Source organism: Crenobacter luteus (assembly GCF_004345725.1).
Classification (GTDB): Bacteria; Pseudomonadota; Gammaproteobacteria; order Burkholderiales; family Chromobacteriaceae; genus Crenobacter; species Crenobacter luteus.
Genome location: NZ_SLXG01000001.1, coordinates 1 through 22,827 on the forward strand (window position 1 = coordinate 1; position 22,827 = coordinate 22,827).

The following is a 22,827-nucleotide window of genomic DNA, read 5'->3' on the forward strand; positions in this document are numbered from 1 at the left end:
GGAAGGTGGCGCATATCATCAGGCATGAGAACGGCGGTGTCGGGTAGCGGGTTTGGTCGCACAAACAGCTTACCTTGCACCGCCGTTCTCACATCCGGCTTTTACCTCACGTTCCCATTATTCCGTGAAGAACCCTTTTTTTGCCCGCGGTGGCGCGCTGGGCTATATTGCAGCGCAAGATGGGGTGCACCGGCGCCCCATCACTGCTTTGAGATAGCGACAGTACAACAATCACCCATGCCCGCCGGACCGCGGCGAGGCGAAGGGGGCTAGCGGGGGAATCGGGCCGGCATGTGCCGGCTGGCGTGACATTCTCTGGGGAAAGGAAGCAGCATGCGTTTGAAGGGCAAAGTGGCAATCATCACCGGCGCCGCCAGCGGCATCGGCCTGGCGACCGCCGAGAAATTCGTCGCCGAAGGCGCGATCGTCGCGGTGTGCGACATCAACCCGGACGCGGTCGAAGCCGCGGTCGCCGCTTTGCGCGCGGCCGGCGGCGAGGCGGCCGGCTACCGGGTCGACGTGACCGACAAGGCGCAGATCGCCGACATGGTCGGCGACGTCAAGGCGCGCTACGGCCGTATCGACGTGCTGGTCAACAACGCCGGCATCGTGATGGACGCGCAGCTGGCCAAGATGACCGACGAGCAGTTCGACAAGGTCATCGACATCAACCTGAAGGGCGTCTACAACTGCGCGCGCGCGGTGGTCGACACCATGATAGCGCAGGGTAGCGGCGTGATCCTGAACGCCAGCTCGGTGGTCGGCGTCTACGGCAACTTCGGCCAGACCAACTACGCGGCGTCCAAGTTCGGCGTGATCGGCTTCGTGAAGACCTGGGCCAAGGAGCTGGGCAAGAAGGGCATCCGCGCCAACGCGGTGTGTCCGGGTTTCGTCGCCACGCCCATCCTGCGCTCGATGCCGGAAAAGGTGATCCAGGCGATGGAGGAGCGCGTGCCGATGCGCCGCATGGCGCAGCCGGAGGAAATCGCCAACGTGTACGCCTTCCTCGCGTCCGACGAGGCCAGCTACATCAACGGCGCGGCGATCGAGGTGACCGGCGGTCTGACGCTGTAAACCGGCCGGGATTCGCCACGCAAAACGCCCCGCGCATGCGGGGCGTTGTCGTTGCGGCCTTCTTCTATATAAAGGTTGGCCGAGCCTCAGTCGTCGTCGCGGCTCAGCAGCGAGCCGTCGACCACCTGGCGCGTCAGGTGCGGCGCGAAGATTTCGATGAAGCTGTAGGCGAAGCCGCGCAGGTAGGCGTCGCGCCGCAGTCCGATCTTGGTCGTCGACGCGTCGAACAGGTGCGCCGCGTCGATCGCGCGCAGCGTGAGGTCGCGCTGCGGCTCGTAGGCCATCGTCGCGATGATGCCGACGCCCAGGCCGAGCGCGACGTAGGTCTTGATCACGTCGGTGTCGATCGCGGTCAGTACCACGTTGGGCTCCAGCCCGGCGTCCTCGAAGGCCTTGTTGATCTTCGAGCGGCCGGCGAAGGCGAAGTCGTAGGTGACGATCGGGTAGGCGGCGATGTCGGCCAGCGTGATCGGACGGTCAAGGCCGAGCAGCGGATGGTCCTGCGGTACGACCACGCTGCGGTTCCACTCGTAGCAAGGCAGCATCGCCAGCTCCTTGTACAGCGCGATGCCCTCGGTCGCGACCGCGAGGTCGGCCTCGCCGGTGACGACCATTTCGCAGATCTGCGTCGGGCTGCCCTGCTTGATCGACAGCTTGACCTTCGGGTAGCGTCGCACGAACTCGGCGATCGTCGCCGGCAGCGCGTAGCGCGCCTGCGTGTGCGTGGTTGCAATCGTCAGCGCGCCCTCCGATTCGCGCGAGAACTCGTCGCCGACGCGCTTGAGGTTCTGCGCCTCGCGCAGGATGTTGCCGGCGATGCGCAGCACTTCCTTGCCCGGTTCGGACACCGCCACGACGCGCTTGCCGTTGCGGATGAACACCTGGATACCCAGCTCGTCCTCCAGCAGGCGGATCTGCTTGGAAATCCCCGGCTGCGAGGTGTGCAGTTTCTCCGCTGCTTCGGAAACGTTCAGACCCTGCTTGGCGACCTCGACCAGGTAGCGCAGTTGCTGCAGTTTCATCGGGGACCGCCCATATAAAACCAAAGGTAATTAAATACTAACACATTATTCTTTTGAGCTTATAAGCTCTGCTTTACCATTGCACGGTCCCGAATTGTCACCCGAAGTGGGAGTCCTCCTGATGAGTTTTGAAGCCAAGCTGGCCGAGACGAGCCGGCTTCTTGCCGAAATCGCGCGCGAGCACGCGCCGGCGGTGTTCGCCAACAGCCTCGGCGCCGAGGACATGGTGCTGACCCACCTGATCGCGACGCTCGACCTGCCGATCCAGATCTTCAGCCTCGACACCGGCCGCCTGCCGGCCGAGACCTACACGCTGTTGCAGCAGGTCGGCGAGCGCTACCCGGGCCACCCGGTCAAGGTCTACTTCCCGGATGCCGCCGCGGTCGAGGCCTACGTCAACCAGAACGGCATCAACGGCTTTTACGGCAGCGTCGAGCTGCGCAAGGCCTGTTGCCACATCCGCAAGATCGAACCGCTCAAGCGCGCGCTGGCCGGCCAGGCCGCGTGGATCACCGGCCTGCGCCGCGAGCAGTCGCCGACGCGCCAGGACCTGTCCGACCGCGAGTTCGACGCGGACAACGGGCTGATGAAGTTCAACCCGCTGATCGAGTGGACCGAGAAGGAAGTGTGGGCCTATCTCCGCGACAATCAGGTACCCTATAACGCCCTGCACGACAAGCACTACCCGTCGATCGGCTGCGCGCCCTGTACCCGGGCGATCGCGGTCGGCGAGGATGTCCGCGCCGGACGCTGGTGGTGGGAGAACCCCGACAGCAAGGAATGCGGACTGCACGTGCAGCAGTCGGCCGTCTCCTTCCTGAAGAAGCCCTGAGCGGCCCGGACGGCCCGAATACAGCCAAGAGTAAAGCCAGAATCATGTACCGTTACGACGAAATCGACGCACGCATCGTGCGCGAGCGCGTGGAACAGTTCCGCGACCAGACCCGCCGCTTCCTCGCCGGCGAACTGTCCGAGGACGAGTTCCGCCCCTTGCGCCTGATGAACGGCCTCTACATCCAGCGACTCGCGCCGATGCTGCGCGTCGCCATCCCCTACGGCCACCTGTCGAGCCGCCAGATGCGCAAGTTGGCCGAGATCGCCCGCAAGTACGACAAGGGCTACGGCCACTTCACCACCCGCCAGAACCTGCAGTACAACTGGCCGGCGCTCGAGAGCGTGCCCGACATCCTCGCCGAACTGGCCGACGTCGAGATGCACGCGATCCAGACCTCGGGCAACTGCGTGCGCAACACCACCACCGACGCCTTCGCCGGCGTGGCGGCGGACGAGATCATCGATCCGCGCCCGTACTGCGAAATCATCCGCCAGTGGAGCACGCTGCACCCGGAATTCGCCTTCCTGCCGCGCAAGTTCAAGATCGCCGTGTCCGGCAGCGAACAGGATCGCGCCGCGACCTGGGTGCACGACATCGGCCTGCACGTCGTCAGGAACGAGGCCGGCGAAGTCGGCTTCAAGGTCATCGTCGGCGGCGGCCTCGGCCGCACCCCGATGATCGGCGAGGTGATCCGCGACTTCCTGCCGACCGCGCACCTGTTGACCTACCTCGACGCCGTGCTGCGCGTCTACAACCGCTACGGCCGCCGCGACAACAAGTACAAGGCGCGCATCAAGATCCTCGTCAAGGCGATGACCCGCGAAGGCTTCGCCGCCAAGGTCGAGGAGGAGTGGTCGCACCTGAAGGACGGCCCGGCCACCTTGCGCTGCGCCGACGTCGCCCACTACGCGAGCTTCTTCACCGACCCGGCCTACGAGGCGCTCGAGGCCAACCCGGCCGAGTTCACCGCCAGGTTGGCCGAGGACGTCGCGTTCGCGCGCTGGGTCGAGCGCAACACCCGCCTGCACAAGCAGGCCGGCTACCGCTCGGTTGTGCTGTCGCTGAAAAAGACCGGCGTGCCGCCGGGCGACGCGACCGCCGCGCAGATGGACGCCGTCGCCGACTGGGCCGACCGCTTCGGCTTCGGCGAGATCCGCGTCTCGCACGAGCAGAACCTGATCCTGCCGGACGTGCGCGAGCGCGACCTGTACGACTTGTGGCAGTTGGCGAAGGACGCCGGCTTCGCGACGCCGAACGTCGGCTTCCTGACCGACATCATCTGCTGCCCGGGCGGCGACTTCTGTTCGCTGGCCAACGCCAAGTCGATCCCGGTCGCCGAGGCGATCCAGCAGCGCTTCGACGACTTCGACTACCTGCACGACATCGGCGACCTCGAGCTGAACATGTCCGGCTGCATGAACGCCTGCGGCCACCACCACATCGGCCACATCGGCATCCTCGGCGTCGACAAGAACGGCGAGGAGTGGTACCAGGTCACCCTCGGCGGCAGCCAGGGCAGCGGCGCCACCATCGGCAAGGTGATCGGCCCGTCGTTCGCGCGCGCGCAGATGCCCGACGTGATCGAGAAGATCCTGTCGGTCTACGTCGACAGCCGTCACGCCGACGAGAAATTCCTCGACACCGTCCGCCGTATCGGCCTCGACCCCTTCAAGGAGCGCGTCTATGCAAAACATCATTAAAGACGGCGCGGTCCTGACGGCCGACGCCTGGCAACTGGTCCGCCCCGACGCCGAGGGCCAGCTTTCGGTTCCGGACGAGGGCGACGTGATCGTGCCGCTGGCGGCCTGGTTGGCCGAGCCCGAGCGCTGGGCCGCGCGCGACGGTCGCGTCGCGGTCTGGCTCGCCTCCGACGACGAGCCGGCCGAGCTGGCCGACTCACTCTCGCGTCTCGAGCTGGTCGCGGTCGACTTCCCGGCCTTCACCGACGGTCGCGGCTACAGCATCGGCCGCCTGCTGCGCGAGCGCTACGGCTATCGGGGCGAGTTGCGCGCCGTCGGCGACGTCTGGCAGGACCACCTGCACTATCTGTGGCAGGTCGGCTTCGACGCGTTCGAGATCAAGGACGGCAAGGCGGTCGAGTCGGCGCTCGCCGCGCTGGCGACCTTCAGCGAGCGCTACCAGGCCACTTTCCGCGAGCCGCAGCCCTTGTTCAAGCGTCGTTCCACGTGATCCGTTCTGTTGCCTAAATGTTACAAAAGCGGGCGGGTGTTGTATGTCCGCCACGCCCCCCGTGTTGCGAATCTGCTTAGTCCATCATCATCGGGCCAAGTATTGACAGGGGGTAGTGTCATTTCTATAGTGCCGAGTAACGGCATTGTGTTGCACATGGACAACGGTTCTGCGCTGCAGGGAAGCCGACCGTTGTGTTTGCGCCAGTCGGATCAAATCTTGATAACGAGGGAATAACATGACCAAACAGCTGAAACTGAGTGCCCTGGTTGCCGCCATGGTGCTGTCCGCCAGCGCGTTCGCCGCCAAGCCGGGCTACACCGCCGACCAGTCCACCGACGCCGTGACCCGCAACAACTACGGCGAATGCTGGCGTACCAACTTCTTCGACAAGGCCACCCAAGGCCTGGTCGAATGCGGCGACGCCGTCGCGGCCAAGCCGGCCCCGGTCGCCCCGGTGTACAGCAAGGAAAAAGTGACCCTGTCGGCTGAAGTGCTGTTCGACTTCGACAAGGCGACCCTGCGCGCCGAAGCCCGCAACGAACTCGACCCGCTGGTCAACCGCCTGAAGAACGACCGTAACCTGCGCAGCGTCGAAGTGGCCGGCCACACCGACTTCCTGGGTTCGGACAGCTACAACCAGGCGCTGTCGCAGCGCCGCGCCAACGCCGTGAAGGACTACTTCGTGGCCGCCGGCGTCGCCGCCGAGAAAGTGGTCGCCGTGGGCCGTGGCGAGACCGAAACCAAGATGACCCAAGAGTGCGAAGCCAAGAAGTTCAAGAAGCGCGCCGACCTGAAGGCCTGCCTGGCTCCGGACCGTCGCGTGGAAGTGACCATCGAGACCGTGAAGACCGTGGTGCAGTAATCGCCGCGTGTCGATCCGACGCGAAAGCCCCGCCGCTGGCGGGGCTTTTTTGCGACCGGCGGCCGGCGGGGCGTGCTTTACGCCCCGCCGGCCGCGCCGCTACAATCCAAGGTTTACAAGCGTAAAGACGGGCGATGCGGGTATACATGGGCTCCATGCGCACTAGCGGTCTCGCCGCTTGCGCGCTCACCATCGGCAATTTCGACGGCGTGCATCTCGGTCACCAGAACATGCTGGCCCGCCTGCGCGCCGAGGCGGACGCGCGTGGCCTGCCGACCGCGCTGTTGACCTTCGAGCCGCATCCGCGCGAATTCTTCTGCCGCGACGACCCGCCGTCGCGCCTGTCCACGCTGCGCGACAAGCTCGACTTCCTCGCCGAGCAGCGACTGGTCGACGAGGTGTTCGTCTACCGCTTCAACCCGGCCTTCGCGCGGATGAGCGCGCAGGACTTCGTCGACCGGGTACTGGTCGGCGCGCTCAACACCCGCTACCTGCTGATCGGCGACGACTTCCAGTTCGGCGCCAAGCGCCAGGGCGATTTCGCGCTGCTGTCGTCCTGTCCGGCCTTCGTCACCGAGGCGATGCCGTCGGTGCTGGTCGCCGGTGAACGCGCGTCGAGCACGCTGGTGCGCGAGCGCCTCGCCGCCGGCGACCTTTCCGCCGCCGCACGCCTGCTCGGCCGACCCTACCAGCTGTCCGGCCGCGTGATGCACGGCAAGAAGCTCGGCCGCACGCTCGGTTTTCCGACCGCCAACATCCACCTGCCGCACCGTCGTCCGGCGCTCGAGGGCGTGTTCGTGGTCGAGGTCGACACGCCGGGCGCGACCTTCGGCGGCGTCGCGAGCTTCGGCAAGAACCCGACCGTCGATACCGGCGACGACTACAAGCTGGAAGTGCACCTGTTCGACTTCGCCGGCGAGCTGTACGGCCAGCGGCTGCGGGTGCGGTTTCTGAAAAAACTGCGCGACGAAGCGCGTTACGACACCCTGGACGCGCTGGTGGCGCAGATCGAACGCGACGCCGCCAGCGCGAGAAGCTATTTGACGAGTTTGCAGCGAGAGCAAGCATGAGCACCGACTACCGCAAGACCGTAAACCTCCTCGATACGCCGTTCCCGATGCGCGGCGATCTCGCCAAACGCGAACCCGCCTGGGTCAAGCGCTGGCAGGAGCAGAAGCGCTACGACAAGCTGCGCCGGCTCGCCGCCGGCCGCCCGAAATTCATCCTGCACGACGGCCCGCCGTACGCGAACGGCGACATCCACATCGGCCACGCGGTCAACAAGGTGCTCAAGGACATCATCGTCCGCTCCAAGACGCTGGCCGGCTTCGACGCGCCCTACGTGCCGGGCTGGGACTGCCACGGTCTGCCGATCGAGCTGATGGTCGAGAAGCTGCACGGCAAGGACATCCCTGCGGCCAAGTTCCGCGAGCTGTGCCGCGAGTACGCCAGCGAGCAGGTCGCGCGCCAGAAGAAGGACTTCATCCGTCTGGGCGTGCTCGGCGACTGGGACAGCCCCTACCTGACGATGGACTTCAAGACCGAGGCCGACATCGTCCGCACGCTGGGCAAGATCCACGAGAACGGCTTCCTGTTCAAGGGCGAGAAACCGGTGCACTGGTGCATCGAGTGCGGCTCGGCCTTGGCCGAGGCCGAGGTCGAGTACGAGGACAAGGTCTCGCCGGCGATCGACGTCGGCTTCAAGGTGAAGGACGGCGCGAAGCTGGCCGAGATCTTCGGCCTGGCGGCGCCGGTGGCCGACGCCTGCGCGGTGATCTGGACCACCACGCCGTGGACGCTGCCGGCCAACCGCGCCGTCGCGGTCAATCGCGAACTCGTCTACCAGCTGATCGACACCCCGAAAGGCGCGCTGATCCTCGCCAAGGAGTTGGCCGAGGCGACGCTCAAGCGCTACGGCTTCGAAGGCGCGACCGTGCTGGGCGAAGCGCGCGGCGAGGCGCTCGAACACCTCGAGCTCGCACACCCGTTCTACGAGCGCAGCGTGCCGGTGATTCTCGGCGAGCACGTGACGCTCGACGCCGGTACCGGCCTCGTGCACACCGCGCCGGCGCACGGCCTCGAGGACTTCCAGGCCGGCCAGCTCTACCGGTTGCCGATCGAGAATCCGGTCGGCGACGACGGCCGCTACAAGTCGAGCACGCCGCTGTTCGCCGGCCTGTCGGTATGGGAAGCCAACCCGAAGGTGATCGAAACCTTGGCCGAGCACGGCACGCTGGTGCACCAGGCCAGGCTCGAGCACAGCTACCCGCACTGCTGGCGCCACAAGACGCCGATCATCTTCCGCGCCACCGCGCAGTGGTTCATCGGCATGGACAAGGCCGGCCACGCCGGCGACAGCCTGCGCGCGCGCGCCGAGACGGCGGTCGATACCACCGAATTCTTCCCGGCCTGGGGGCGTGCGCGCCTCGAGGCGATGATCAAGAACCGCCCGGACTGGTGCGTGTCGCGCCAGCGTAGCTGGGGCGTGCCGATGACCTTCTTCGTGCACAAGGAATCCGGCGAGCTGCACCCGCGTTCGGCCGAACTGCTCGAAGAGGTCGCGCTGCGCGTCGAACAGCGCGGCATCGAGGCGTGGTTCAGCCTCGACGCGGCCGAGCTGCTCGGCGACGAGGCCGCCGAGTACAAGAAGCTGTCCGACACGCTCGACGTGTGGTTCGACTCCGGCTCGACCCACTTCGCGGTGCTCAAGCAGCGCCCGGAGCTGGCGTGGCCGGCCGACCTCTACCTCGAGGGCTCCGACCAGCACCGCGGCTGGTTCCAGTCGTCGCTGTTGACCGGTTGCGCGACCATCGGCCGTGCGCCGTACAAGCAGCTGCTGACGCACGGCTTCGTCGTCGACGGCGAAGGCCGCAAGATGTCCAAGTCCAAGGGCAACGTGGTCGCGCCGCAGAAGGTCAACGACAGCCTCGGCGCCGACATCCTGCGCCTGTGGGTCGCCTCGACCGACTACTCGGGCGAGCTGGCGATCTCCGACGAGATCCTCAAGCGCGTCACCGAATCGTACCGTCGCCTGCGCAACACGCTGCGCTTCCTCCTGGCCAACCTGTCGGACTTCGACCCGCTCGAGCACAGCGTGCCGTTCGCCGACCTGATGCAGCTCGACCAGTACGCGGTGATCGAGGCGCGCGCCCTGCAGGAGCGCGTCGCCGGCGAGCTGTACTCGCGCTACGCCTTCCACCATGCGGTGCAGGACATCGTCGGCTACTGCTCGGAGGAGCTGGGCGCCTTCTACCTCGACGTGCTGAAGGACCGCCTGTACACCACCCAGGCCGACAGCCGCGCGCGCCGCAGCGCGCAGACCGCGCTCTACCACATCACGCGCAGCCTTTTGCTGCTGATCGCGCCGATCCTGTGCTTCACCGCCGACGAAGCGTGGGAGGTGTTCACCGGCAGCGACGAGGAGTCGACGCTGTTCCACACCTGGCACGAGTTCCCGCAACTGCCGGAAGCGGTCGAGGCCGAGCTGATCGCCAAGTGGCAGTCGATCCGCGCCTTCCGCGCCGAGGTCAACAAGCTGCTGGAAGCCGAGCGCGCCGCCGACAAGATCGGTTCGTCGCTGCAGGCCGAACTCGACATCGAGGCAGACGGCGACCTGTACGACAACCTCGCCAGCCTCGACGGCGACCTCAAGTATGTGCTGATCGTGTCGCGCGCCGACGTCAAGCAGGGTGCGCAGACCCGCGTCAGCGTCACGCCGAGCGCGCACGCCAAGTGCGAGCGCTGCTGGCACTACCGCGCCGACGTCGGTTCGCGCGCCGACCATCCGACGATCTGCGGCCGCTGCGCCGACAACGTCGCCGGCCGCGGCGAGGTGCGCCGTCATGCCTGAGGAGGGGAGCGTGTCGCTGCCTGCATCGTCCTGCGTGCGCACGCGCGCCGGCGCTTTCGCGCTGGCGCTCGTCGTGTTCGTGCTCGACCAGTGGAGCAAGGTCTATTTCAACGGCCACTACCAGTACGGCGAAGTGCGCCCGGTGATCGACGGCTTTTTCAACTTCACGCTGCTGTACAACCCGGGCGCCGCGTTCAGCTTTCTCGCCGACGCCGGCGGCTGGCAGCGCCACTTCTTCACCGTGCTGGCGTTCGCGGTGTCGGGCTGGCTGGCGTGGCACATCGTCAAGGGCCGCTTCTCGGCGCTGATGAACTGGGCCGGCGGCCTCATCATCGGCGGCGCGATCGGCAACGTGGTCGACCGGCTGATCCACGGCCACGTGATCGACTTCATCCAGCTCTACTACCGCGACTGGTACTACCCGGCGTTCAATCTCGCCGACGCGGCGATCTGCCTCGGCGCCGTGCTGATGGTGATCGACAGCTTCAAACAGCCGGCCGGCGGCCGGCCGGAGGAATAAGGCCATGGCTCAGAGCCTCAACATCCAGCTCGCCAACCCGCGCGGCTTCTGCGCCGGCGTCGACCGCGCGATCGCCATCGTCGAGCGTGCGCTCGAACAGTTCGGCGCGCCGATCTACGTGCGCCACGAGGTGGTGCACAACCGCTTCGTCGTCGAAACGCTGCGCGAGAAGGGCGCGGTATTCATCGAGGACCTCGCCGACGTGCCGGTCGGCGCGACGCTGATCTACTCGGCGCACGGCGTGCCGCTGTCGGTGCGCGCCGAGGCCGAGGCGCGCGGGCTGAAGGTGTTCGACGCGACCTGTCCGCTCGTCACCAAGGTGCACGTCGAGGTGAAAAAGATGCGCGAGGCCGGCCTCGAGATCGTGATGATCGGGCACGCCGGCCACCCCGAGGTCGAAGGTACGATGGGCCAGAGCGACGGCGGCATGCACCTGGTCGAGACCGTCGACGACGTCGCGGCGCTCGTCGTCGCCGACCCGGACAGGCTCGCTTACGTGACGCAGACCACGCTGTCGGTCGACGAGACGCGCGGCATCGTCGCCGCGCTGCGCGCGCGTTTTCCCACGATCCAGGGGCCGAAGAAGGACGACATCTGCTACGCGACGCAGAACCGCCAGGACGCGGTCAAGGCGCTGGCCGCCGACTGCGACGTCGTCGTCGTCGTCGGCTCGCCGAACAGCTCGAACTCGAACCGGCTGCGCGAGGTCGCCGCGCTGCTGGGCGTCGACGCCTATATGGTCGACAACGCCAGCCTGCTCGAGCCGGCCTGGTTCGACGGCAAGACAAAGGTCGGCGTGACCGCCGGCGCGAGCGCGCCCGAGGTGCTGGTGCAGGCGGTGATCGCGCGCATCGCCGAGATCGGCGGCGGCGGCGACGTGGTCGAACTGCCCGGCGTCGAGGAGCACACCACCTTCGCGCTGCCGGCCGGTTTGCGCGCCTGAATCCGGCGCTAGCCGTCTGCATAGGCTCGGCCAACCTTGCGAGGTTGGCCGAGCTTTTTTTGCGGCCGTCGATACCCGCTTGGCGCGAAGGGGATTGAATTGTGTCGATCCATCCCTATCTTTCGCCCATCACCGACCAACCACTGACAAGCAGAACCATGAGTATCGCAACCGAAACCCTGGGCTTTCAGACCGAAGTCAAGCAACTGCTGCAGTTGATGATCCATTCCTTGTATTCGAACAAGGAAATCTTCCTGCGCGAACTGATCTCCAACGCGTCCGACGCGGCCGACAAGCTGCGCTTCGAGGCGATCGCCAAGCCCGAACTGTACGAAAACGACGGCGAGCTGAAGATCCGCGTCACGCTGGACAAGGACGCGCGCACCGTCACCATCGCCGACAACGGCATCGGCATGAGCCGCGCCGAGGCGATCGAGCACCTGGGCACCATCGCCAAGTCCGGCACGCGCGCCTTCTTCGACTCGCTGACCGGCGATGCCAAGCAGGATGCCAACCTGATCGGCCAGTTCGGCGTCGGCTTCTACTCGGCCTTTATTGTCGCCGACAAGGTGGTGGTGGAAAGCCGCCGCGCCGGCCTGCCGGCCGGTGAGGGCGTGCGCTGGGAGTCCGAAGGGCAGGGCGAGTTCTCGGTGAGCGCGATCGACAAGCCGGGCCGCGGCACCGAGATCGTGCTGCACCTGAAGGCCGGCGAGGACGACTTCCTCGACGAGTGGCGCGTCAAGAGCATCGTGCGCAAGTACTCCGACCACATCTCGATCCCGATCGAGATGAAGAAGGGCAACAGCTACGGCGAGAACGGCGAAGTGATCGTGTCCGACGAGTTCGAGGCGGTCAACCAGGCGTCGGCCTTGTGGACGCGCAGCAAGAACGAGATCGACGACGAGCAGTACAAGGAGTTCTACAAGCACGTCGCGCACGACTTCACCGAGCCCTTGGCGTGGAGTCACGCGCGCGTCGAGGGTCGCCAGGAATACACCGAGCTGTTGTATATCCCGTCGCGCGCGCCGTTCGACCTGTACGACCGCGAGCGCAAGCAGGGCATCAAGCTCTACGTGCGCCGCGTGTTCATCATGGAAGACGCCGAGAAGCTGATGCCGCACTACCTGCGCTTCGTGCGCGGCGTGATCGACAGCAACGACCTGCCGCTGAACGTCAGCCGCGAGATCCTGCAGGAAAGCCGCGACATCGACACCATCCGCGCCGGCTGCGTGAAGAAGGTGCTCGGCGTGCTCGAAGACCTCTCGGCCAACCAGACGGAAAAATACGCGACCTTCTGGAAGGAATTCGGCCAGGTGCTCAAGGAGGGCGTCGGCGAAGACTTCGCGAACAAGGAGCGCATCGCCAAGCTGCTGCGCTTCGCGACCACGTCGAGCGACGAGCAGACCGTGTCGCTGGCCGACTACGTCGCGCGGATGAAGGAAGGCCAGGACAAGATCTACTACATCACCGCCGACACGCCGGCCGCCGCCCGCCACAGCCCGCACCTCGAGGTGTTCAGGAAGAAGGGCGTCGAGGTGCTGCTCTTGACCGACCGCGTCGACGAGTGGATGGTCGCGCACCTGACCGAGTTCGACGGCAAGGCGCTGGTATCGGTCGCCAAGGGCGCGCTCGACCTCGGCGGCCTTGAGGACGAGGCCGACAAGGCGGCGCAGCAGCAGGCCGAGGAAGCCGCGCGTCCGGTGATCGCCAAGCTCAAGGAGGCACTCGGCGACAAGGTGGCCGAGGTGCGCGCCACCGCGCGCCTGACCGACAGCCCGGCCTGCCTCGTCAATCCGGAGCACGGCATGAGCGCGCATCTGGAGCGCCTGCTGAAGTCGGCCGGCCAGGCGGTGCCGGTCAGCCGCCCGACGCTGGAGATCAACCCCGAGCATCCGCTGCTGGCGCGCCTGGCCGCCGAGAACGAGAGCGAGCGCATCGGCGAGCTGGCCGCGGTGCTGTTCGACCAGGCGCTGTTGGCCGAGGGCGGCAAGCTCGACGACCCGGCCGGCTTCGTCAAGCGCGTCAACGCCTTGCTGCTGGAAATGTCGCGCTGATTCTTTGTGTCGAAATAAATGGCGACGGCGACCTCATGGTCGCCGTTTTTTTATGACTGTCATAAGAATGAAAAATAACTCTGTGTCGGTTTGTGCGGCGGCTGTGATGCATTTCGGTTACAGTCGGCGCGAAGTGTTGTAAATTGACAACGATTTTGGCGTGCCAGAAGCCTGATAAATCAGGGCTTGTCGGCAATTTTGCTCTGTACGAAGAAAAAAAACCGTCACGAAAAAACATGCCTTTTGAGTCTCTGAGTGGTTTGGTTCTATAGTGTCCCCACTCCCAAGCGGTAAATAGCTTTGCATGGAGATAGCGGTAAACCGGACCAGACCGGTGCCGAGACAACACGGACGCATTACGGAGATTTGGAGTATGAACAAGAAGCTGATCGCCCTGGCCATCGCCACCCTGCCGGCCGCCGCCCTGGCCGACGTGACCTTGTACGGTCGCATCGCCGGCGGCGTCGAACACGACAGCGTCAAGACCGTCGACGGCCAGAAGCTGAGCCAGAACAACGTCGAGGACTACCTGTCCTGGATCGGCTTCAAGGGCCAGGAAGACCTCGGCAACGGCCTGAAGGCCCTCTGGCAGGTCGAAAGCCAGGTGTCGCTCGACGGCACCAATCCGGAAGGTTCCAGCGTGGGGCGCTTTGCGTCGCGCGATTCCTTCGTCGGCCTGGCCGGCGACTTCGGCAAGATCCGCCTCGGCAAGCTGACCAACGCGCAGCGCGACATGTTCGACCTGGACGTGTGGAACAACTCGAACGGCGCCAACGCCCTCGACATCTTCAAGCGTACCGCGGCGCGTCCGAACAACGCCGTGCGCTACGACAGCCCCGACTTTGCCGGCTTCAGCGCCAGCGTGCTGTGGGGTTCGGGCGAGAACAAGAACACCTCGGCCAACAACAAGTCGTCCGATGTCGTGAACGTCGGTCTGACGTATCGCAACGCCGGCTTCTTCGTCCAGTACGGCCACGACCAGCGCAAGAACGTTGCCGACACCAACACCAAGGGCAAGGCCGACACGCTGGAGGCGGGCTACGCGGCAAACGGTCTGCTGGTGTCGGTCGGCTTGCAGCGCACGACCGGCTATGACTGGGACGAGTACGCGTACTACAACGAGACCACCGGTTTCACCTTCAACCCGGGGCTGAAGAGCAAGGAAGCCGCGCTGACCGTTGCGTACTCGATCGGCGCGATCACTCCGAAACTGTCGCTGGCCAAAGGCTGGGATCAGAAGCTCGACGGCCAGAAACTTGCGGATACCGACTACAGCCAGTGGATCGTCGGCGCCGACTACGCGCTGTCCAAGCGTACCAAGCTGACGCTGGCGCACGGCCAACTGCGCTTCGGCGACAACGCGGGCTACTCGGTGCAGAGCGGCAACAATACCTTTGCCGGCATCATCGACGACGTCAAGAAGCAGAACACCACCTCGCTGAGCATGGAGCACTGGTTCTAAGTCGCGATCGCACGGCACGAAGTCAGTCGATTGAAGGGAGGCCAAGGCCTCCCTTTTTTTCGTCGTGCTGCCGGGCAAGGCGCCGCAGGCGACAAAAAAGCCGTCGCGTTGCGACGGCTTTTTCGATTGGCGTGCCTGACGCGTTCAGGCGGCCGGCGGCAGCGTGTCGGCGAAGGACGCGCGGGCGGCGAGCTTCTGCTGCAGCGCGGCGAGGTTGGGGTGGAGGGTTTTCCAGTCGAACTGGGGGAAGCGGAAGTCGAGGTAGCCGAGGCAGACGCCGACCGCGATGTCGGCGATGCCGTAGCCCTCGCCGTTGCACCACAGCCGGTCGCCCAGGTCGGCCGACAGCTGGGCGAGGCCGCGCTCGACCTTGTGCTGCTGGCGCGCGATCCATTCCGGGCTCTGCTGCGCGGCAGGGCGGCGCTGTTCGACGACGATGGCGGCGGCGGCGTCGCAGATGCCGTCGGCCAGCGCCTCCCAGCGGCGCACGGCGATCAGGCTGCGCGTATCCTGCGGAAACAGCCGCGACACCGGCGAGATCGAGTCGAGGTATTCGACGATGACGCGCGAGTCGTACAGCGCGCTGCCGTCGTCGAGCACCAGCACCGGCACCTTGCCGAGCGGGTTGTACTGGGGCACCACCGAGTCGGCTTCCCACGGCTGGCTGGTCTCGAGCGGGCAGTCGATCTTCTTCTCGAGCAGGGCGATGCGCACCTTGCGGGCGAAGGGGCTGGTCAGTGAGGCGATCAGTTTCATGGTCGGGGGCGCGCGGGCAGAGTGAGGCGATTCAGTTCAATTCTACCTTGCCGGAGACCTCGACGGAAATCGTGCTTTTGCCCGCCTGCCAGGTCGGCGCGCTGACGGCGTCGGCCTCGGGCGCGGCGGCGCTCTTGTACATCGCGACCGGGTAGGGCGAGACGCGGCCCTGTTCGCCGAGCGTCAGCTCCTTGACGCGGATCGCCGGCTTGTCGATGGCTCGGCCAACCTCGGCCGCGCGCGCCTTGAAGGCGCGGATCGCCTCGGGAATCAGCGCCGCTTCGGTCGCGCGGCGCGCCTTGTCCGACACGCCGAACTGCACGTTCTCCAGCTGCATGAAGCCCTGCAGGCGGCCGATCAGCGCCGACAGTTCGGCCGTCTGCGGGCCGCGGATGCGCATTTCGCCGCGCCCCTGCCAGCCGCTGATGCGGCCGTTGCGGTCGTACTGCGGCCAGGTGCGCACCTGGCCGCCGCTGACGTCGGCGTCCTTGAGCTTGCCGGCCTCGGCGAGGCCCTGCTTGAGCGTGCGGTTGAGCCGGTCGGCCAGCCGCGCCGGGTCGCCGTGCTGGTCCTGCACGTAGAGGGTGACGCTGATCTGGTCGTTGTCGACCTCGCGCTCGGCGCTGCCGGACAGCGACAGTTGCGTCGCCTCGCTGGCGGCGTAGGCGGGCAGGGCGGTGCCCAGCGCGAAGGTCAGGAGCAGCGGGTTCAGGGCGCGCATGGATATCCTTTCGTCATTGCAGCCGGCAAGCATAGGGGAAAAACAGGGCCCGGCCAACCCTGTGACAGGTTGACCGGGCCTTTGGTTTTCCGCGGGGCGGCAATCAGTCGAGCAGCAGCGCGTCGTCGGAAATCGCCTCGCCGCGCACGCGCTCGAACATCGCCAACAGGTCGGGCACGTCCATGTGGGCGCGCTCGTCGCCGGAGACGTCGAGCACGACGCGGCCCTGGTGCAGCATGATGGTGCGTTCGCCGTGGTCGAGCGCCTGGCGCATCGAGTGGGTGACCATCAGCGTGGTCAGCTGCTGCTCCTTGACGATGCTGTCGGTCAGCTCGAGCACGAAGGCGGCGGTGCGCGGGTCGAGCGCCGCGGTGTGCTCGTCCAGCAGCAGGATCTGCGACGGCTGCAGCGACGCCATCAGCAGGCTGACCGCCTGGCGCTGCCCGCCCGACAGCAGGCCCATGCGGTCGGCCAGCCGGTTCTCGAGGCCGAGCTTGAGCGTGGCAAGCTTGCTGCGGAAAAAGTCGCGCTCGGACGCGTTGGCGGCGGCGCGGAAGCCGCGGCGCTGGCCGCGGCTCATCGCCAGCGCGAGGTTCTCCTCGATCGTCAGCCCCTCGCAGGTGCCGGCCATCGGGTCCTGGAACACGCGCGCGACCAGGCCGGCGCGCTGCCAGGCGTTCTGGCGCGTCACGTCGCGGCCGGCGATCTCGAGGCGGCCTTCGTCGACGATCAGGTCGCCGCTGATCGCGTTCAGGAAGGTCGACTTGCCGGCGCCGTTGGAGCCGATCACGGTGACGAACTGGCCCTGCGGGATCTCGAGGTCGAGGCCGCGCAGCGCGCGCGTCTCGATCGGGGTGCCGGGGTTGAAGGTTTTGGTCAGACCGGTCGCGCGCATCATTTGGCGGCCTCCTTCTTGTTCGACGCGGCCGCGGCCGGGTTGGCCGAGCGTTTCTTCGGCATCAGTTTGCGTTTGATCATCGGCAGCACCAGCGCGAAGCCGACCAGCACCGCGGTGATCAGGTTCAGGTCCTGCGCCTGCAGGCCGATGAAGTCGGCGTTCAGCGCCAGCGCAATGAGCAGGCGGTACAGCAGCGCGCCCAGCGCAGCGGCCAGCGTCACCAGGTAGATCGCGCGAGCCGGCAGGATGGTCTCGCCGATGATGACCGCGGCGAGGCCGACGACGATGGTGCCGATGCCCATCGAGATGTCGGCGCCGCCCTGCGTCTGCACGTAGAGCGCGCCGGCCAGCGCGATCAGCGCGTTCGACAGCGCCATGCCGGCCAGCACCATGCGGTCGGTGGCGATGCCCTGCGCGCGCGCCATGCGCGCGTTGGCGCCGGTGGCGCGCATCGCGAGGCCCGACTGCGACACGAAGTAGACGTCGAGCAGCAGCTTGACGACCAGCAGCACGCCGACCAGCACCAGGGGCTGCAGCCAGGCCTGCGCCTCGAAGTTATCGCCGACGATGGGGCTGAACACGGTCGGCTCGCCGATCAGCGGCACGTTGGGCGCGCCCATGACGCGCAGGTTGATCGAGTACAGGCCGATCATCACCAGGATGCTGGCCAGCAACTGCAGGATGCCGAGCCGCACGTGCAGCCAGGCGGTGAGCAGGCCGGCGAGCGCGCCGGCGAGCATGCCGCAGAAGGTCGCCAGCCAAGGGTCCTGACCGGCGACGATCATGACCGCGGCGACCGCGCCGCCGAGCGGGAAGCTGCCGTCGGCGGTCAGGTCGGGGAAGTTGAGGATACGGAAGGAGATCAGGACGCCGAGCGCGACCAGGGCAAAAATCAGCCCGATTTCGAGCGCGCCGAGCAGGGAAATCATCGACATGGGGTGGCCTCGTCAATACAAAAATCCGCCCGCGCCCTCGTGGGGGCGGGCGGCGGCGGGAACGCTTACTTCAGGACTTCCTTCGCTTCCTTGACGAGGGCGGGAGACAGCGTCACGCCTTGCTTGGCGGCCGCGGTCTGGTTGACCATCAGGCTCAGGCTCTTGCCGGTCTGCGGGGCGATCGCGCCGGGCTTCTCGCCCTTGAGGATGCGCACCACGATCTTGCCGGTCTGGCGGCCCATTTCGTAGTAGTTCATGCCGTAGGCGGCCACGGCGCCGCGCTTGACGCTGTCGGTGTCGGCGGCCACCAGCGGCAGCTTGGACGCCTCGGCCACGCGCAGCAGCGATTCGTAGGCCGACACGACGTTGTTGTCGGTGCTGGTGTAGACGACGTCGCTCTTGCCGACCAGGCTCTTGGCGGCCGCCGGAATGTCGACGGTGCGCGGCGCGGCGGCCTCGACCAGGCTCATGCCGTGCTTGGCCAGCTCGGCCTTCAGCTGCTTGACGACGATGACCGAGTTCACCTCGCCCGGGCTGTACACCATGCCGACGCGCTTGGCGTCCGGCTTGACCTTCTTGATCAGCTCGACCTGCGGGCCCAGCGGCAGCATGTCGGACACGCCGGTGACGTTGGTGCCGGACGGCTTCCAGTCCTTGACCAGCTTGGCGGCGACCGGGTCGGTGACGGCGGTGAACACCACCGGGATGGTGCGGGTCGACGTCACCAGCGCCTGCGCGCTCGGCGTGGCGATCGCGACGATCACGTCGGGCTTGTCGCCGACGAACTTGCGGGCGATCTGGCCGGCGGTGGCGGTGTTGCCCTGTGCGCTCTGGAACTGATACTTGAGCGACTTGCCCGGCTCGAAGCCGGCGGCCTTCAGTTCGTCCTCGACGCCCTTGCGGGCGGCGTCCAGCGCCGGGTGTTCGACGATGGCGGTCACGGCGACCGATTTCATCTCGGCGGCATAGGCGCCGCCAGAGAGGGCGAGGCCGGCGAGTGCGGCCAGGGTGGAAGAGAGGATCAGTCGACGCGGAAAACGCTGCATGTACAACTCCTTTGTAGTGAGTCTGGCTCGCTTTGCTATGAGGCCCGGGACGGTTCTCGTCGTATCGGACCGGTTTTTGACATGTTTCGCCAAGAGAGGCGCAATTTTATTGCAAATCCGCGCGGTGTTTTCCCTCGCTTCTGGTGGAAAATTTCAAAATTAATAAAAAATTAAACGATTGTTTCTTGACGCGCAAGAAAATGAAAAAAGGCGGCCAAAACGCTTGGCCGCCTTGATAGCTTGTGCCTAAATGCGGCACCAAAACAAGTCGCTTACTGCAGGTAGTCGTAGCCCGGCAGGGTCAGGAATTCGACGAACTCGTCGGCCAGCGTCAGCTCGGAGAACATGCGCGCGGCGTCCTCGTACTGCTGGGTCCACTTGGCGCCGTACTCGGCCTTCAGCTTGGCCACTTCGTCGGCCTGCAGCTCGAGGTAGAGCTCGCGGGTGACCTTGCGGCCGTCCTCGAGCACGCCTTTCGGGCTGCGCATCCATTGCCAGATCTGCGCGCGCGAGATCTCGGCGGTGGCGGCGTCTTCCATCAGGTTGTGGATCGGCACCGCGCCGGAGCCGGAGATCCAGGCGCCGAGGTACTGGATGCCGACGTTGATGTTCATGCGCAGGCCCGCTTCGGTGATCGGGGTTTCCGGCTTGAAGTTCAACAGGTCGGCGGCGGCGACGTTGACGTCGTCGCGCTGCTTGTCGATCTGGTTCGGCTTGTCGCCGAGCACCGCGTCCCAGGCGGCCATCGCCACCGGCACCAGGCCCGGGTGCGCCACCCAGCCGCCGTCGTAGCCGTCGGCCGCGTCGCGGTCCTTGTCGGCGCGCACGCCGGCCAGGGCCTTCTCGTTGGCTTCCGGGTCGTTCTTGATCGGGATCAGCGCCGACATGCCGCCCATCGCCGGCGCGCCGCGCTTGTGGCAGGTCTTGATCAGCAACAGCGCGTACGAACGCATGAACGGCACGGTCATGTTGATCTGCGAACGGTCGGCCAGGCAGAAGTCCTTGTTGTTCTTGAACTTCTTGATGCAGCTGAAGATGTAGTCCCAGCGGCCGGCGTTCAGGCCCGCCGAGTGTTCGCGCAGCTCGTACAGGATCTCGTCCATCTCGAAGGTCGCGACGATGGTCTCGATCAGCACGGTGCCCTTTATGGTGCCGCGCGCGACGCCGAGCTCGTCCTGCGCGAAGCAGAAGATGTCGTTCCACAGGCGCGCCTCGAGGTGCGACTCCATCTTCGGCAGGTAGTAGTAGGTCGCGCTGCCCTTGTCGACCAGGTGATGGATGTTGTGGAAGAACGACAGCGCGAAGTCGAACATCGCACCCGAAACGATCTCGCCGTCGATCTTCACGTGTTTTTCCATCAGGTGCCAGCCGCGCGGACGAACCAGCAGCGTGGCGATGGTGTCGTTCAGCTTGTACTCCTTGCCCTGCGGCGAGGTGTAGCTGATGGTGCGACGGTAGGCGTCGCGGACGTTGATCTGGCCCTGGATCTGGTTTTCCCAGCTCGGGCAGTTCGCGTCCTCGAAGTCGGTCATGAAGATCTTGGCGCCGGAGTTCAGCGCGTTGATCATCATCTTACGTTCCACCGGGCCGGTGATTTCGACGCGGCGGTCGAGCAGGTCCTTCGGCAGCGGCGCGATCTTCCAGTCGCCTTCGCGGATGGCACGGGTTTCGGGCAGGAAGTCCGGCAGTTCGCCGGCGTCCAGGCGCTTCTGGCGCTCGACGCGGGCGGCCATCAGCTCGCGGCGGCGCGGCTCGAACTGGCGATGGATCTTGGCGACGAAGTCCAGCGCCTCGGGCGTCAGGATCTCGGCGAATTCGGGCGTGATGGCGCCAAGGATCTCGATGCCGGCAGAGTAGGTAGGATGAGTCATGCGTTAGTTCCTGATGATTTCTTCGGGCGGTAATCCGCCTCTTTCCTGGGTTGGCCGAATGCGAAAGCCGCGCCAGGCATCGTCAGGATGCCTGCGCGCGGCGCATTTCCCACGCTAGGACAATCGTTATTGTTCTGTCAGTGGAACTGCTCTTCCTCGGTCGAGCCTTTCAGCGCAGTGGTCGAGCTTTGACCGCCCTGGATGGTCTGGGTAACCGAGTCGAAGTAGCCGGTGCCCACTTCGCGCTGATGCTTCACCGCGGTGAAGCCGCGCTCGGCGGCGGCGAACTCTTTTTGCTGCAGTTCCACAAAAGCGGACATGTTCTCACGAGCGTAGCCATAAGCCAAGTCAAACATCGAGTAGTTCAGGCTGTGGAAGCCGGCCAGCGTGATGAACTGGAACTTGTAGCCCATCGCGCCGAGCTCGCGCTGGAATTTCGCGATCGTCGCGTCGTCGAGGTTCTTCTTCCAGTTGAACGACGGCGAGCAGTTGTAGGCCAGCATCTTGCCCGGGAACTTGGCGTGGATCGCCTCGGCGAACTGGCGCGCGTACTCGAGGTCGGGCTTGCCGGTTTCGCACCAGATCAGGTCGGCGACCGGGGCGTAGGCGAGGCCGCGCGAGATCGCCTGTTCGAGGCCCGGCTTGACGCGGTAGAAGCCTTCGACGGTGCGCTCGCCGGTGCAGAACGGGCGGTCGTTCTCGTCGATGTCGGAGGTCAGCAGGTCGGCCGCTTCGGCGTCGGTGCGGGCGATCAGCACGGTCGGCACGCCGAGCACGTCGGCTGCCAGGCGCGCGGCGGTCAGCTTCTCGACCGCCTCGCGGGTCGGCACCAGCACCTTGCCGCCCATGTGGCCGCATTTCTTCACCGACGCGAGCTGGTCTTCGAAGTGCACGCCGGCGGCGCCCGCCTCGATCATGCCTTTCATCAGTTCGTAGGCGTTCAGCACGCCGCCGAAGCCGGCTTCGGCGTCGGCGACGATCGGCAGGAAGTAGTCGACATGGCCTTCGTCACCGGCTTCCAGGCCTTCGGAGTGCTGGATCTGGTCGGCGCGCTGGAAGGTGTTGTTGATGCGGCGCACCACGGCCGGCACCGAGTTGGCCGGGTAGAGCGACTGGTCGGGGTACATCTCGGCGCCGAGGTTGGCGTCGGCGGCGACCTGCCAGCCGGACAGGTAGACCGCCTTCAGGCCGGCCTTGGCCTGCTGCATCGCCTGGCAGCCGGTCAGCGCGCCCAGCGCATTGATGAACGGTTCGTTGTTGATCAATTGCCACAACTTGTCGGCGCCGCGGCGGGCGAGGGTGTGCTCGACCTGCAGCGAGCCGCGCAGGCGGTCGACGTCGGCGGCGGTGTAGCTGCGGGTGATGCCGGTCCAGCGCGGGTTTTCGTCCCAGTCTTTTTGGATGGCGGCGATGCGTTGTTCGCGGTTCATAGTGTTAATCCCCTAACTCTCGTTTGATTCAAGTTGTGCCGGCGGGCGGCACGCCTCAGCCTGTGGAGGGGCCGCTTGGTCAGCGGCCCGGCGAGGGGCGACGAAGGAGTGCTCACGTCGACCGCAAGTGGGGCTGAAACCCAAGCCGGATAAGGCTTTCAGCGTTGCCCCGTGGTGCGGTGGTGTGAGTCGATTAAATCATAAAAAAATCGCGATGTGTGCGCTGCAGCAGAAAAAAATAGTCAATTTTCATAAGGTGACATTCCTGTTTTAAAGCGAAAAAAGAGCGCCCCGGCGTGCGTTTCGAAAATGCTGATTTTGCGTTGCAATATGAGCAGGGGGCATGCGGGGCGGC

Annotated in this window: 19 protein-coding genes; 11 read left to right on the forward strand and 8 right to left on the reverse strand. The window is 65.9% G+C overall.

Features of this window, described 5'->3' with window-relative positions:
* Positions 1 to 333: 333 nt before the first annotated feature.
* Positions 334 to 1,074 (forward strand): 3-oxoacyl-ACP reductase FabG, encoded by a 741-nt coding sequence (gene fabG / locus EV683_RS00005; protein ID WP_066614250.1) that lies wholly within the window; start codon positions 334 to 336, stop codon positions 1,072 to 1,074.
* Between the two features lie 86 nt (positions 1,075 to 1,160).
* Here the strand turns inward: fabG and cysB are convergent, their stop codons facing one another.
* On the reverse strand, positions 1,161 to 2,096 hold the full coding sequence (gene cysB / locus EV683_RS00010; protein ID WP_066614253.1) for an HTH-type transcriptional regulator CysB: 936 nt from the start codon (positions 2,094 to 2,096) through the stop codon (positions 1,161 to 1,163).
* Between the two features lie 121 nt (positions 2,097 to 2,217).
* Between cysB and EV683_RS00015 the strand changes: the two genes are divergently transcribed.
* From EV683_RS00015 to EV683_RS00060, 10 genes are all read left to right on the forward strand, one after another.
* A complete protein-coding gene (locus tag EV683_RS00015; protein ID WP_066614255.1) occupies positions 2,218 to 2,928 on the forward strand; it encodes a phosphoadenylyl-sulfate reductase in 711 nt (236 codons plus the stop codon).
* Between the two features lie 44 nt (positions 2,929 to 2,972).
* Positions 2,973 to 4,631 (forward strand): nitrite/sulfite reductase, encoded by a 1,659-nt coding sequence (locus EV683_RS00020; RefSeq protein ID WP_131861169.1) that lies wholly within the window; start codon positions 2,973 to 2,975, stop codon positions 4,629 to 4,631.
* On the forward strand, positions 4,615 to 5,121 hold the full coding sequence (locus EV683_RS00025; RefSeq protein WP_066614265.1) for a DUF934 domain-containing protein: 507 nt from the start codon (positions 4,615 to 4,617) through the stop codon (positions 5,119 to 5,121). Before EV683_RS00020 ends, EV683_RS00025 begins: the two co-directional genes overlap by 17 nt.
* Positions 5,122 to 5,359: 238 nt before the next feature.
* Positions 5,360 to 5,986 carry an OmpA family protein gene (locus tag EV683_RS00030; RefSeq protein WP_066614267.1) on the forward strand — a complete coding sequence of 209 codons (627 nt, stop codon included), beginning with the start codon at positions 5,360 to 5,362 and terminating at the stop codon, positions 5,984 to 5,986.
* Between the two features lie 134 nt (positions 5,987 to 6,120).
* Positions 6,121 to 7,056, forward strand: coding sequence for a bifunctional riboflavin kinase/FAD synthetase (locus tag EV683_RS00035; protein ID WP_131861171.1), 936 nt, complete (start codon positions 6,121 to 6,123; stop codon positions 7,054 to 7,056).
* Positions 7,053 to 9,836: an isoleucine--tRNA ligase gene (gene ileS / locus EV683_RS00040; protein WP_131861173.1), complete on the forward strand. Its 2,784-nt coding sequence runs from the start codon at positions 7,053 to 7,055 to the stop codon at positions 9,834 to 9,836. The genes EV683_RS00035 and ileS overlap by 4 nt, the downstream gene beginning before the upstream one ends.
* Positions 9,837 to 9,846: 10 nt before the next feature.
* Positions 9,847 to 10,356 carry a signal peptidase II gene (lspA, locus tag EV683_RS00045; protein ID WP_243694688.1) on the forward strand — a complete coding sequence of 170 codons (510 nt, stop codon included), beginning with the start codon at positions 9,847 to 9,849 and terminating at the stop codon, positions 10,354 to 10,356.
* Positions 10,357 to 10,360: 4 nt separating this feature from the next.
* On the forward strand, positions 10,361 to 11,299 hold the full coding sequence (ispH, locus tag EV683_RS00050; protein WP_066612300.1) for a 4-hydroxy-3-methylbut-2-enyl diphosphate reductase: 939 nt from the start codon (positions 10,361 to 10,363) through the stop codon (positions 11,297 to 11,299).
* A 158-nt stretch (positions 11,300 to 11,457) separates the two neighbouring features.
* Positions 11,458 to 13,353: a molecular chaperone HtpG gene (htpG, locus tag EV683_RS00055; RefSeq protein WP_131861177.1), complete on the forward strand. Its 1,896-nt coding sequence runs from the start codon at positions 11,458 to 11,460 to the stop codon at positions 13,351 to 13,353.
* 373 nt (positions 13,354 to 13,726) lie between these two features.
* Positions 13,727 to 14,815 carry a porin gene (locus EV683_RS00060; protein WP_165916766.1) on the forward strand — a complete coding sequence of 363 codons (1,089 nt, stop codon included), beginning with the start codon at positions 13,727 to 13,729 and terminating at the stop codon, positions 14,813 to 14,815.
* Between the two features lie 144 nt (positions 14,816 to 14,959).
* Here EV683_RS00060 and EV683_RS00065 read toward each other — a convergent pair whose 3' ends face one another.
* The 7 genes from EV683_RS00065 to aceA all read right to left on the reverse strand — a co-directional run bounded on the left by EV683_RS00065 (position 14,960) and on the right by aceA (position 22,472).
* Positions 14,960 to 15,571: a glutathione S-transferase gene (locus EV683_RS00065; protein ID WP_066612309.1), complete on the reverse strand. Its 612-nt coding sequence runs from the start codon at positions 15,569 to 15,571 to the stop codon at positions 14,960 to 14,962.
* A 31-nt stretch (positions 15,572 to 15,602) separates the two neighbouring features.
* Complete coding sequence (locus tag EV683_RS00070) at positions 15,603 to 16,292, reverse strand: SIMPL domain-containing protein (RefSeq protein WP_066612310.1); 690 nt, start codon at positions 16,290 to 16,292, stop codon at positions 15,603 to 15,605.
* A 103-nt stretch (positions 16,293 to 16,395) separates the two neighbouring features.
* Positions 16,396 to 17,190 (reverse strand): ABC transporter ATP-binding protein, encoded by a 795-nt coding sequence (locus EV683_RS00075; protein ID WP_066612312.1) that lies wholly within the window; start codon positions 17,188 to 17,190, stop codon positions 16,396 to 16,398.
* Positions 17,187 to 18,125 (reverse strand): ABC transporter permease, encoded by a 939-nt coding sequence (locus tag EV683_RS00080; RefSeq protein ID WP_131861181.1) that lies wholly within the window; start codon positions 18,123 to 18,125, stop codon positions 17,187 to 17,189. Before EV683_RS00080 ends, EV683_RS00075 begins: the two co-directional genes overlap by 4 nt.
* Positions 18,126 to 18,190: 65 nt before the next feature.
* The gene (locus EV683_RS00085; RefSeq protein WP_131861183.1) at positions 18,191 to 19,171 is read right to left on the reverse strand and encodes an ABC transporter substrate-binding protein; all 981 of its coding nucleotides are present in this window, start codon (positions 19,169 to 19,171) and stop codon (positions 18,191 to 18,193) included.
* A gap of 272 nt (positions 19,172 to 19,443) precedes the next feature.
* Entirely contained in the window at positions 19,444 to 21,042 is a 1,599-nt protein-coding gene (gene aceB / locus EV683_RS00090; protein ID WP_066612319.1) for a malate synthase A, read from the reverse strand.
* A 137-nt stretch (positions 21,043 to 21,179) separates the two neighbouring features.
* Positions 21,180 to 22,472, reverse strand: a complete 1,293-nt coding sequence (aceA, locus tag EV683_RS00095) for an isocitrate lyase (protein ID WP_131861185.1) — start codon at positions 22,470 to 22,472, stop codon at positions 21,180 to 21,182.
* Positions 22,473 to 22,827 lie beyond the last annotated feature (355 nt).

Excerpts from the sequence above, each read along its gene's own strand:
- fabG (WP_066614250.1), top strand. The coding sequence starts at position 334 with ATGCGTTTGAAGGGCAAAGTGGCAATCATCACCGGCGCCGCCAGCGGC.
- cysB (WP_066614253.1), bottom strand. The coding sequence starts at position 2,096 with ATGAAACTGCAGCAACTGCGCTACCTGGTCGAGGTCGCCAAGCAGGGT.
- EV683_RS00015 (WP_066614255.1), top strand. The coding sequence starts at position 2,218 with ATGAGTTTTGAAGCCAAGCTGGCCGAGACGAGCCGGCTTCTTGCCGAA.
- EV683_RS00020 (WP_131861169.1), top strand. The coding sequence starts at position 2,973 with ATGTACCGTTACGACGAAATCGACGCACGCATCGTGCGCGAGCGCGTG.
- EV683_RS00025 (WP_066614265.1), top strand. The coding sequence starts at position 4,615 with ATGCAAAACATCATTAAAGACGGCGCGGTCCTGACGGCCGACGCCTGG.
- EV683_RS00030 (WP_066614267.1), top strand. The coding sequence starts at position 5,360 with ATGACCAAACAGCTGAAACTGAGTGCCCTGGTTGCCGCCATGGTGCTG.
- EV683_RS00035 (WP_131861171.1), top strand. The coding sequence starts at position 6,121 with ATGCGGGTATACATGGGCTCCATGCGCACTAGCGGTCTCGCCGCTTGC.
- ileS (WP_131861173.1), top strand. The coding sequence starts at position 7,053 with ATGAGCACCGACTACCGCAAGACCGTAAACCTCCTCGATACGCCGTTC.
- ispH (WP_066612300.1), top strand. The coding sequence starts at position 10,361 with ATGGCTCAGAGCCTCAACATCCAGCTCGCCAACCCGCGCGGCTTCTGC.
- htpG (WP_131861177.1), top strand. The coding sequence starts at position 11,458 with ATGAGTATCGCAACCGAAACCCTGGGCTTTCAGACCGAAGTCAAGCAA.
- EV683_RS00060 (WP_165916766.1), top strand. The coding sequence starts at position 13,727 with ATGAACAAGAAGCTGATCGCCCTGGCCATCGCCACCCTGCCGGCCGCC.
- EV683_RS00065 (WP_066612309.1), bottom strand. The coding sequence starts at position 15,571 with ATGAAACTGATCGCCTCACTGACCAGCCCCTTCGCCCGCAAGGTGCGC.
- EV683_RS00070 (WP_066612310.1), bottom strand. The coding sequence starts at position 16,292 with ATGCGCGCCCTGAACCCGCTGCTCCTGACCTTCGCGCTGGGCACCGCC.
- EV683_RS00075 (WP_066612312.1), bottom strand. The coding sequence starts at position 17,190 with ATGATGCGCGCGACCGGTCTGACCAAAACCTTCAACCCCGGCACCCCG.
- EV683_RS00080 (WP_131861181.1), bottom strand. The coding sequence starts at position 18,125 with ATGTCGATGATTTCCCTGCTCGGCGCGCTCGAAATCGGGCTGATTTTT.
- EV683_RS00085 (WP_131861183.1), bottom strand. The coding sequence starts at position 19,171 with ATGCAGCGTTTTCCGCGTCGACTGATCCTCTCTTCCACCCTGGCCGCA.
- aceB (WP_066612319.1), bottom strand. The coding sequence starts at position 21,042 with ATGACTCATCCTACCTACTCTGCCGGCATCGAGATCCTTGGCGCCATC.
- aceA (WP_131861185.1), bottom strand. The coding sequence starts at position 22,472 with ATGAACCGCGAACAACGCATCGCCGCCATCCAAAAAGACTGGGACGAA.